The sequence below is a fragment of the Pseudomonas sp. P7548 genome (assembly GCF_013386585.1).
In the GTDB taxonomy this organism is placed as follows: domain Bacteria; phylum Pseudomonadota; class Gammaproteobacteria; order Pseudomonadales; family Pseudomonadaceae; genus Aquipseudomonas.
Map to the genome: position 1 here is coordinate 47,887 of NZ_JACARO010000024.1, position 10,773 is coordinate 58,659.

Genomic DNA, 10,773 nt, shown 5'->3' on the forward strand with positions numbered 1-10,773 from the left:
GGCCATCAGCGCTGAAGAAACCCGTTACGAAGGCGTGAAGCTTGAGGTGCCGGGGCATGAAAACCACTCAGGCGGGCGTTGTGGTGAAAAAGCCGAAGTGGAAAACCGCGCTGGGCCTGGTGTTCCTCGCCGGTTTTATCGCCTTGATGGTGTTCGCGCCGAACATCCTGATCGCGCTGTTTTTTCCGATGCTCATCCTGATCGGCCTGCTGGTCAGCTTTGGCCCCAACTTCTACAAAACCGAACAGCGCCTGGCCACCAGCCAGATACGCTCACTGGCCATGGGCCTGGTGGAGGTGCGCGGCAAGGTCATTGCGGACAAGACCCAGCTGTCGCCGGTCAATGGCAAACCGTGCGTGGGGTATGTATGGATTGTCGAAGAAGGCACCCAAGACAAAGACGGCGATTGGAGCTGGAGCCGAGTGTCTGGCGAGGCGCGCTGCAATGATTTCCGCCTGAAGGACGCCAGCGGTGAGGTGGCGGTGATTGCCGAGGGCATTGACCTGTTTGGCAATAAATCGCCTGACGAATACGCGTTGCTGGGCAGTTCCCGTCGCCAGGGCGAACTTCTGCTGGTGCAGGATCTGGACGTGATGCTGATCGGCGACGCCTGTGAGCGCGATGGCCATACAGTGATCGCACAGGGCAAAGAACCGAAAGCCGTGTTTGGTGTGGCGTTGACCGTCGATGTGGAAAACCGCCGCGTGCTGGCGCCGTTATGGCGCGCCGGTGGCTTCTATGGTGCGATAGTCGGGTTGCTCGGCGTCGGCGTGATGGCCCTGACCCCGGCCCATTTTGCGCAACTGCATTTACCGGGGCCCGACACTTATCCACAGATGGCCGGACAGGGTCCGGTGTATCAGTTGCTCGCCTGGCTGTACCGCGAAGGTGGTTTTCCGATTCCGTTCATGGCGGCGTTCGGCTTCATGCTGACGATTTTCATGGTGTTGATCTGGACCCGGTTGTTGCTGCCCAAAGGGATACGCCTGGCCGTGGGACGTGTACTCGGCGCGTGGGCAGGGTTGGGAGCGGTCATCGGCGGAGTGGTGGCCTTGCTGCTGTTTGTCGCCCATGTGGATGCGTTGAAGCAATTTTTGATCTGGATGCTGATCTTGCTCGGCACCCTGGCGTTCTCGCTGTTTGAGCAACGTAAGATGGGCGTGGCGTATCAACATTTTGCCAAACGCGTGAGCAAAGGCAGTTTCAGCGACGAAGACGCCTGATCAGGGCACGAACTCCACTTTCAGCCCCCGGCTGGTGCTGCGCCCCTGATCATCGGTGACCCGCAACCGATACTCCCCCGACTTGCCCGGCCGCCAGTTCAGCAGGGCTTGCGGCGGGCCCTGGGCGATCAGGGTCTGGTCGGCGAACCAGTACAGCGTCACCGCATCGCTGGCGGCGTTGGCGTTCAGCGGGATGCTTTCCTGGGGTTGGGACAGGCGTAACTGGTAGCTCACCTGGGTCAGTGGCGAGCGGATCTGCGGCGCTTCGCTCGTGTCACTGATGCGATTGGGCTGGCAGTTTTTCATCACGGTGGGTGGTGTGCGCCGAGGCAGGCCGGCTGCGCGGTACAGGCGTTGCACGTCGCTGGGCCAGAATTCGAAGACTTCTTCTCGGGTGTATTGCGCATCAAAGGGCGGGCACGCCGCCTTGCCGGTGCGGGTGTCGATCAGCACCGGGCGATGCAGGTTGGATACACGAATCGGCGACACACCGGGGATGTACCAGGTCTTGCGGGTTTGCGGGCACCAGCGGTTGGGCAGCTCGCCGGATGCGGCGCAGACGTCGATGCGCACCAGCCCCACGGGCGGCTTGTCGGGTTTGATCACCACGTTGGGCAACGCCAGGGGCAACGCGTCGGCGATGCGGAAGAACAACGGCGCGGCGGTCTTGGCCCCGATAAATGCCGGGTTCGGCCGGCCATCGAAGTTGCCCACCCACACCACCAGCACGTAAGGGCCGACCAGGCCGGCACTCCACGCATCGTGAAAACCCCAGGAGGTGCCGGTTTTCCAGGCAGTGCGCCAATGGCGGCTCGGCAACCCGTCGGGGCGTGGGTTGCGGCGCAACATGTCACGCACCATGAATGCCGCTTGGGGCGTGAGCAGTTGCGGGCCGGTGGATTGAGGTTGTTCCTGCAAATAGCGCAACGGGCGTAAATGCCCGTCGCCGGCCAGCATCACGTACAGACGGGCCAGCTCTTCCGGGGTCATCTCGCCGCCGCCGAGCGCCAGGGCTAGGCCGTAATGGCTTTCGTCGCGCAGGCCCTTGATGCCGGCGCGTTGTAACAGCCCGTACAGCGAAGGTGATTTTACCTGGCTGGCCAGCCACACGGCCGGGATATTGCGGCTGCGGATCAACGCATCCCGCGCCGTCAGTGGGCCGACAAAACTGCCGTCGAAATTTTCCGGTTGGAAGTAGCCGAAGTTACTCGGCAGGTCCTTGAGGATGCTCATGGGGTGAATCACCCCCTGATCCAGCGCCAGCCCGTACAGGAACGGCTTGAGCGTCGACCCGGGCGAGCGCCGCGACAGTACACCGTTGACCTGGCCGTGGATGCCTGTGGATAAGTAGTCCGCCGAGCCCACCAGTGCCTTGACGCTTTGGTCGCGGCTGTCGATCAGGATGGCTGTGGCGTTTTCCACACCGGTGCTGCGCCGCTCGGCGATAAAGCCTGTAATCAGGCGTTCCAGCAATTGCTGCAGTGGCAAGTTGAGCGTGCTGTTGAGTTCGTTGCCCGGCTGGGACGCCAGCAGCTGTTCACTCAGGTGCGGCGCCAGGAACGGGATCTGCTGGCGGTTGCGCGCTTCCAGGGGCAAGTCCAGCAAGCTGTCGTTGCGCGGGTCCTGTGGATAAGTGGCGCGCCAGTCGGCCATCAAGCGCAGCCTGGCGTTTTGCAGCGATGGCCCGAAGCGCGCACGCCGTCCGGGTTGTTGGGGAATCACCGCCAGCGCGAGCGCCTCGGACAACGAAAGCTGCGCCGCCGACTTGCCAAAATAGATGCGGCTGGCGGCCTCGGCGCCTTCGATATTGCCGCCCATGGGCGCCAGGTTCAGGTAGGCCTCAAGGATGTCGTGCTTGCTGTAGCGCGCTTCCAGCCATAGCGCCAGGGCCATCTGCTGCAGCTTGCCCGGTACCTGGCGGGTGTTGAGGTCCCACAGGCGTCGTGCCAATTGCATGCTCAAGGTCGAGCCGCCCTGGCGCTGGCCACCGCTGTAAGTGGCCATGGCCGCCCGCAGTAATGCCGGAGGGTTGACCCCCGGGTGCCAGTAGAAATTACGGTCTTCCTTGAGCAACAAGGCTTCGACCAATGAAGGTGACATCCGCTCCAGGGGGAGCCACAAGCGGTATTGCCCGTCGTCCGCCAGTGTCATGCGCAGCAGTGAACCGTCGTCGGCCAGCACCACCCGTGATGAGGTCACGGCCTGCTCCAGCGGGGCGTGCGGCCATAGCCGCAACCCCGCCAGCACCACCACCGCCGTACACAGCGGCGCCAGGCGTTTAAGGCTTGGTAATTTCAAGCTGGCCTACTTTGCCGCGCCCTTGCAGGGTGGTTTCGTACATGCCTTCGGCATAAGCGGGTGGCGTATTGAAGGTCCCGGCGTTGGTGGCACGCACGCGATACACGAAAGTACCTACATCACGCAGCGCGGTGCCGTACAACACCACGCGGTCATCACGTACGTCGACGTAGTCCGGTTGCCAGTTGCTCAGCTCGGTTTCGCCGATCGGCGCTTGCCAGGCATCCGCCTCTTGGCTGTCTTCGCCGGTTTCCACGTACTCGGCATCGTCGCCTTCACTTTCCTCGGTGCTCGCGGCTTCCGGCTCCGGTGGCAGGTTATACACAGGCTCGACCCCGCCCGGCAGCAGGTCGACCACAGCCACTTGCTGCACTTGGTCGCGGTCGGTGGCCCGCAGGCGCAGGCGCACCAGGAACTCATCGCCGACGGCGACTTTGCTCACCGGGTCGCCCTTGAGGTCGAGGTATTCGTGGATGATTTCCAGGCCATTGGTGATCGACTTGAGCTTGGCACCCTTGTCGAAGCCGGCTTCGCTGAGCATGTAGAACGCGGCCGGGCCGTCGGTTTTCTCCATCACCAGTTTCTGCGTGGCGCTCGGCACGGCAGCGCGGGGTGGCTGGCCAGCCATTTCCAGCAATTGCTGTTGTTTGTCACTCAGCCACGCGGTGGCCTTGAGCGTCATGTCGCTTTGCGCACGTTGGCCGTAGTTGTCCAGGGCACGCAGCAACAGCGCAGCCGACAGCGAGTTGTACCGCTGTTCGTTGAGGCGTTTGCCGAGCTTGTCCAGCAGCGCCGTCGGCACGTCGTCGATCATCTCCGGGAAGTGACGCGCCAGCAGGTGCAGGTGTTCTGCGTCGTGGACCAACGGGTCGTAGTACAGACCGTCGCTGTCCCACTTATCCACAAGGGAGCGCCACGGGATTTTGCGGAACAGCGTATCGGCCTGGCGATCCTGCTTGAGCAGCTTGTAGCTGGCGGCCAGGTACGCGGCGCCCAAGTCGTTCTGCCAGGTGTCCTTGAAGTAGCTCTCGTAACGCTCGCGGATATCACTCAACGCACCGCTCACCAGAATCCCCTGACGACTCAGCAGGTAACTGGCGTAAGCGCGGTTGCGCAATTCCGACAGGCCTTCGCTCGGGCCATTGGCCAGGTCGGTCAGGTACGCATTGGAACGCACCAGCAGATCTTCTGGCACCGGCAGCCCACGTTCCTTGGCTTCGATCAGGAAGTCAGTCGCGTACAGGCTGGCGTAAGGGGCTACATCCGGGTTGGCGGCCCACAGACCGAAACCACCGGCGCCGTTCTGACGCTGGCGCAACATGCGCACCGCGCCTGTGAACGCCTGCTCGGCTTCCGGCGCGTTGCCGCCCCAGATCAGCGCCGGCATGGCCTTGGACACCAATTGCTCGGTGCAGGCATAGCCGTAATCGTCCAGGTAATGCTTGAGGCCGTTGGCCCATACCAGCGGCGACGCGGCCACGCCCACTTGCACGTCGCGCAGTTGGCTGAACAGCTCGCGGGTGGGCTTGAGCTCTTTGCTGGCGCTGTCGAAACGGCCCAGGCTCAAGGCCACGGAATGCTCGCTCAGTGGGCGGATCGAGGTGGTTTCCGCCACCTGGATTCGCTTGCCATCCGGCAGCACGGCGACAAAGCGCAGGTCCGCCGAACCCAGGGTTTCGCCGACCTTGATCTTGAATTCGGCCGTGCCTTCCTTGCGCGGTTGCAGCGACAGCGTGCTGCCCTTGTCGCCTTGCACGTTCAGGCCGTCGCTGGTCTGCAGTTCAAACTTCACATCCGCCGCGGCGTCGAGGTTGCTGAACACCCCGGCGCTTACGTTGAACACATCGCCCGGCGCCACGAAGGCTGGCACGTTCGGGGTGATCACGATCGGTCCGCGTACCTCGGTGTTGGCGTCGCTGACGCCGACGCTGTCGTTATCCACCGCCACTGCAAACAGGTGCAGCTTTCCGTTGAAGCTGTCCGGCACCTGGTAGTGCAGCACGGTTTCACCGGCCGGCAGGTCCACCAAACCGGACCACCACGCCACAGGCGGCTGGTGTTTACGCTTGAACGGGTTGAGGTGGTTGGCCAGGGCGCCTTCTGTATCACCACCAGGTGCCGCCCCACTGAGCAGGCGGCTGAATTCCGGCAGGATCAGGTCAAGGATCTGACTGGTGCCGACCTCCAGCGCGCGTTTCTGGAAGAAGAAACCCAGCGGGTCCGGCGTCTGGTAGCGCGCCACTTGCAGGATGCCTTCGTCCACCGCGTACACCACGGCGCGGCCCGGGCGGTCGGCGGTGACCTTGATGTCCAGGGCCTGCCCCGGCTCGATCTTCGCCGGGCCTTCGACCTTCAGCGCCATGCGCCGCGCATCCAGGTTGATGCTGAACGGCACCACGCCATAGGACAGCGGGCTCATGTACACCTCGGCCGAGCCCATGTCCCGCACAAACTGCACGTTGACGTAGGCATTGCCCTCAAGCCCCGCAGGCACGCGGATGTGCTGCACGCTGTTGGTGCTGTCAGCCTTGAACCACTGCTGGGTGTAGACCTTGTCGCGCTCGATGGTGATCAAGCCCGCGCCGGTGTACGGCGCGCGGATGCTGATGGCGATCTCATCACCGGTGGCATAGCTGCGTTTATCCAGGCGCAGTTGCAGTTCAGCGTTGCGCTCCAGGGAGCGCGAAGTGTTGCCGCGCCCGGCCACGCTGTAGTCGATCTGGTTAAGCAGGTTGCCGTTGGCGTCCTTGAGTTGCAGGGTGAAATCCCCCGGCGTACCGGTGTTCAGGGCCTGCTTGGCGCCGTCTTTGGTCATCACCAGCGGTGAGGCCGGTTGGCTGATGTTCTTGATGCGCGACTCGTATTTGTAGGTGCCGTTGGACTGCTTCACCAGCACCGACACGTAACGGTGCTCCACCACTTCAGTGGTCAGGCCGTCTACCGCTACCGGTGTAAGGTCTGGCGCGACCGCCAGCCATTGCACCTGGCGCGGCGCATCCTTGGCGACGTACGACAGCGAATCCTGACTTTTCACACCGACCAGGTAAGACGCGGACGACACCAGCAAGGCGTTTTGCGCCGCCACGTTACGACCGCCTTCGGCTTCGAACACCTGGGTCATCACCTGCAGGCGATAGGTGCTGTTGGCGAAGCGTTGCAGGTTGAGGTCGAGCGTGGCCTGGCCGTTGTCATCCACGGTGGTTTCGGCCAGGTCTTCGGTGCTGGCGTCCTCCAGGGCGTTGTTCAGGCGGAAGCGGTAATCCGGGTAGCGGTCGAACGCCGCGAGCGTTGGGCTCAGGGACATCTTGGCGGTGACACGCCGGCCGGATGCCGGGGCGCCGAACAGGTGCATGGCGGTGACCTTGGCCACCACCTGGTCCGGTGGAATCCAGCCCAGTACCGGCGTGTCGTGCAGGCTCAGGCTGACCTTCATGCGGTCCGGCTCGAAGTCACGCACCTTGAAGCTGACACTGCCCAGGTCGGTGCGGGTCTGCTTCTGGCCAATCAACTGCAAGGTCGCGGTGTATTCACCGGCCGGGGCGACTTCACTGCTGGGGAAATCAAAGGTTTCAAAGCCGCTGGCCGACAGTTTCAGGGGCTGGCGAATCACTTCCAGGCCCCGTGGGTCGGTGATTTGCAGCTCGACTGGCAGGCCGTGCAGGGCGCCTTTCCAGTTGCCGCTGCGCACGATCATGCCCAGGTGCGCGGTCTCGCCCGGCCGATACAGACCACGGTCGGTGAACAGGTAGGCGCTGAGGCGATCAATCGCACCGTCCTCTTCCAGACCGCCTACGTCGAAGCGTGACAAATCCAACTGTTGGGACTGGCGGGCAATCGGCAGGAACGACTGGTCATTGCCCCGTGTGACCACATACATCAGCGGCGTTTTCTCACGGCGCAGTTCATCCAGCTTGGCGAAATGCGCGTGGCCTTCGGCGTCGGTGCGGCCGCTGCTCACGGGCAAGCCGTTGCGGCCAATGATGTCGACTTGGGCGTCAGACACCGGCGAACCGTTGCCAATGGATTGCACATACACGTCATGGCTGCCGTCACTGGAGCGCTTGGCGATGATGCCGAGGTCCGTCACCACGATGAAGCGCAGGTCGCTGGTGCTGCTGCGGTCGTACTCAAAGGTGCGGGTTGCCGGGTCATCCTGCGGGCTGAGCTTGAGCACAAAAATGCCGCGCCGCCCGCCGTTAGCGGTGAGGTAATGGCTGAGGTCCACATTGTCGTAGACGGTTTTTGCCGGGTCGTTGGACGACAGGGGAATGTCCAGCGACTGACGCTCAACCATGCGGTCGAAGTATTCGTTGCCAAAGTTCGGCCGGGCAAAGCTGCCGCTGCTCTGGTCCACCAGGTGCTGCAACTGGTTGGGCAGCAGGCGGGCGATTTCCACGTGGGCGCCGGGCACGCCACGGGCCATGAAGCCCAGGCGTTTTTCGCCGTTTAGGCTGAGCAGTGCGCCGTCAGACAGGAACTGCAGGGTGCGTGGGTACGCCGGCATGCTGATCAGCGACGCCGTAGGGTTTTTCGCCAGGTAGCCGCCGATGGCTTCCAGGTTGGCAGGCACGCGCACGTAAATAGCGCGACCGGCCGGGGCCTTGAACTTGAAGGCGTGCAGGGTGTTCAGCGGTTCGACGCTGGGCACGTGGGTCAGGGTGACCTTGGTGCTGCGGGCCAGCAGGGCGTCGTCGATGTCGTTGCTGTTATAGGGGCGCGTGTCGTCCTGGGCTTTTTCCGGCAGCAGCCAGGCCTGCACCTTACCGGCAATGGTTTCGTCGGCGACGGCGCTGGAGCTGCTGAACATCAGCACCGGTTCCGGCTCACCACGTTCGTTGTCGACAAAACTCACTTCGGCGCCGGTGAAGGTCAGGCGATAGCGGCCGGGCACGGTGACTTCCGAGACCAGCGGCGCGGTGCTGGCGTTGCCGCCGTCACGGGCCTTGATGCCTTCATCGAGCTTGGCGCTCACCGGCGTGCTTTCCAGCGGCGTCGCCAGGGCGGCGGAGCGGACGTAGGCGTTGAGCCTGGTGTCGTCGAAGGTGACTTCCGGGCGGTTGGGCAACTGGGCGTCGCGGTAGGCCAGGCCTTTGCCGAGGGTCACCGACACGCGTTTACGCAGGTTGTCTTCATCCACCGGGTGGGAAAAATGGAAGGTCGCCACCAGTTGTTTCAGTGTCGGGTTGGACGGGTCCTGGTACAGCTCGTTTTGCGCCAGGGTGGCGCGGAACGGTTGGGTGGAAAACTGGCTGCTGTACTGGCTGAGCAATACACCGTCGGCCAGCAGCTTTTTCTTGGCCAGGTCCAGGGTGTAATGGGCGTCTACCGGCCAGTCTTTTTCCGGCACGAATTGCAGGGTGCGGTCATCGGACCAGCGCCAGGCGCCCGCCACGGGTGGTTTGAGGGTGATGCCTTCTGTGACCGGCTTGCCAATGGCGGCCAGCGGGGCCACGGATTCGGCAAAGCGCACCTGCAAGTTATCCACAACCGGTGGCTGCTGGGTGTAGTCGGTCAGGTTCGGCTTGTGCAGCGAGTAACCCACGGTGTGGGGCTGCGGCAGGTGGGAATACCACTGCCAGCCATAGAACCCGGCGCCGGCCAGCAACGCCAGGCCCAGCACACCAGCACCGGCTTGGCGCGGATAGGCGCGGGCCTTGTGGCCCAGGTTCGCCAGGCCCCGGCCGATAGCGCGCAGCCAGAACGGCGGATGCCATTCGCCAAAGACGGCCCCCACCACAGTCAGTAACGCACTGGTTATACGGCGGCTGATCGCTTTCAACGAATCGAACATGGTGAGCATCCCTGGCTAAGTGCGGCGTATCTTACACGCGTCTTTGATACAAAAGATGACGTGGATACGCCGGACCGCTCAGGCGTGTTGCACAAAGGTGAGGCGTACCGCAAAACCGATCAAAAGACTGCCGAACAACCATTGCTGCACCCGCTGCGCCGAACGATTGCGCGCCAGCCATCGGCCGATGCGCGCACCGGCCAGGGCGTAGCAGCAGTCGAAGGCGAAACCGACCGCCACCAGGATCACACCCAGCAACGCGAACTGCGCCGCCACCGGGCCGGCCTGCGGGTTGATGAACTGCGGCAGCAGCACCGAACAGAACAGCAGCGCCTTGGGGTTGAGCAGGTTGGTCAGCAGGCCGCGCTGGAAGGCTTCGCGCCAGGCGTGGCCCTGTGTGATGGCATGTGTCGGGTCGAGGCTGGGCAACATGTTCGCGCGCAGGCATTGCACACCCAACCACAGCAGGTAGGCCGCGCCGCCCAGGCGCACCACGTCAAACGTCCACGGTGCCACCTTGAACAGGGTCGCCAAGCCCATGCCGGCCAACGCAACGTGGCACGCCCGGGCAACCCCCAGGCCAATCGCCGTGGTCAGCGCCAAGGTCTTGCCCTGGCGGGCGCCGGTTTGCAGCAGCAGGATCATGTCCGGCCCCGGCAGCAGATACGCCACCGAAAGGGCCACCAAAAACAACCAGAGCTCCGTCATGTTTCACCCCCTTGAATGTTGGCAAATTCTAGGGCCGAAGGGCGGGGCAGGTGGTTGCGTAGTCAGCTGATAAATCGGCTAGTCTTGGCACTATCCACCACTAACAACTACAAAGACCATTCACTTATGCCAAATCTGAAACTCGATGCTTTTGACCGCAAGATACTCGAAGCCCTGCAACGGGATGGTCGCCTGAGCAACGTGCAACTGGCCGACGAGATTGGCCTGTCTGCATCACCTTGTCTGCGCCGCGTGCGCCTGCTCGAAGAAGCCGGGGTCATTCGCGGCTACCAGGCCACGCTGGATCGCGATGAAGTGGGCCTGGGCATGATGGTGTTTGTGGGCGTGAAGGTAGAGCGGCATAACGACACCGAGGCCAATGCCTTTCGTGAGGCGGTGACGGCACTGCCCGAGGTGATCTCGGCGTTCCTGGTGTCGGGGGAGTCGGACTTTCTGTTGCAGGTGGTGGTGCCGGATTTGCGCGGGTATGAACGGTTTGTCACCGGCAGCCTGTTGAAGCTGCCGGGGGTGAGGGATATCCGCAGCAACTTCGCGATCCAGACCGTAAAGACTCCGGGAGCGTTGCCGTTGGGCCATCTACCAACCTAACGGCCCCCTGAAGCCACCACTAAACCCATGTGGGAGCGGGCTTGCTCGCGAAGGCGGCGTGTCAGCCGCTGAATTTGCCAGCTGACCCACCGCCTTCGCGAGCAAGCCCGCTCCCACAGTTTGATCTTCACTGTTCTTGAGGTT

At 63.1% G+C, this 10,773-nt stretch carries 5 protein-coding genes; 2 read left to right on the forward strand and 3 right to left on the reverse strand.

The features are described 5' to 3' along the window. The first annotated feature begins 56 nt into the window (after positions 1-56). On the forward strand, positions 57-1,223 hold the full coding sequence (locus tag HX803_RS12520) for a hypothetical protein (protein ID WP_178920939.1): 1,167 nt from the start codon (positions 57-59) through the stop codon (positions 1,221-1,223). Here the strand turns inward: HX803_RS12520 and pbpC are convergent, their stop codons facing one another. The 3 genes from pbpC to HX803_RS12535 all read right to left on the reverse strand — a co-directional run bounded on the left by pbpC (position 1,224) and on the right by HX803_RS12535 (position 10,020). Then, entirely contained in the window at positions 1,224-3,521 is a 2,298-nt protein-coding gene (gene pbpC / locus HX803_RS12525; RefSeq protein WP_178920940.1) for a penicillin-binding protein 1C, read from the reverse strand. Continuing rightward, positions 3,502-9,312 carry an alpha-2-macroglobulin gene (locus HX803_RS12530; RefSeq protein ID WP_178920941.1) on the reverse strand — a complete coding sequence of 1,937 codons (5,811 nt, stop codon included), beginning with the start codon at positions 9,310-9,312 and terminating at the stop codon, positions 3,502-3,504. The genes pbpC and HX803_RS12530 overlap by 20 nt, the downstream gene beginning before the upstream one ends. 78 nt (positions 9,313-9,390) lie before the next feature. Further along, a complete protein-coding gene (locus HX803_RS12535; RefSeq protein ID WP_178920942.1) occupies positions 9,391-10,020 on the reverse strand; it encodes a LysE family translocator in 630 nt (209 codons plus the stop codon). A 135-nt stretch (positions 10,021-10,155) separates the two neighbouring features. Here HX803_RS12535 and HX803_RS12540 point away from each other — a divergent pair, with 135 nt between their 5' ends. Continuing rightward, on the forward strand, positions 10,156-10,629 hold the full coding sequence (locus HX803_RS12540; RefSeq protein WP_176994674.1) for an Lrp/AsnC family transcriptional regulator: 474 nt from the start codon (positions 10,156-10,158) through the stop codon (positions 10,627-10,629). The last annotated feature ends 144 nt before the right edge of the window (positions 10,630-10,773 follow it).

What these genes read in the sequence shown, in the direction of transcription:
- HX803_RS12530 (WP_178920941.1), bottom strand. Translation starts at nt 9,312, where the DNA reads ATGTTCGATTCGTTGAAAGCGATCAGCCGCCGTATAACCAGTGCGTTA.
- HX803_RS12535 (WP_178920942.1), bottom strand. Translation starts at nt 10,020, where the DNA reads ATGACGGAGCTCTGGTTGTTTTTGGTGGCCCTTTCGGTGGCGTATCTG.
- HX803_RS12520 (WP_178920939.1), top strand. Translation starts at nt 57, where the DNA reads ATGAAAACCACTCAGGCGGGCGTTGTGGTGAAAAAGCCGAAGTGGAAA.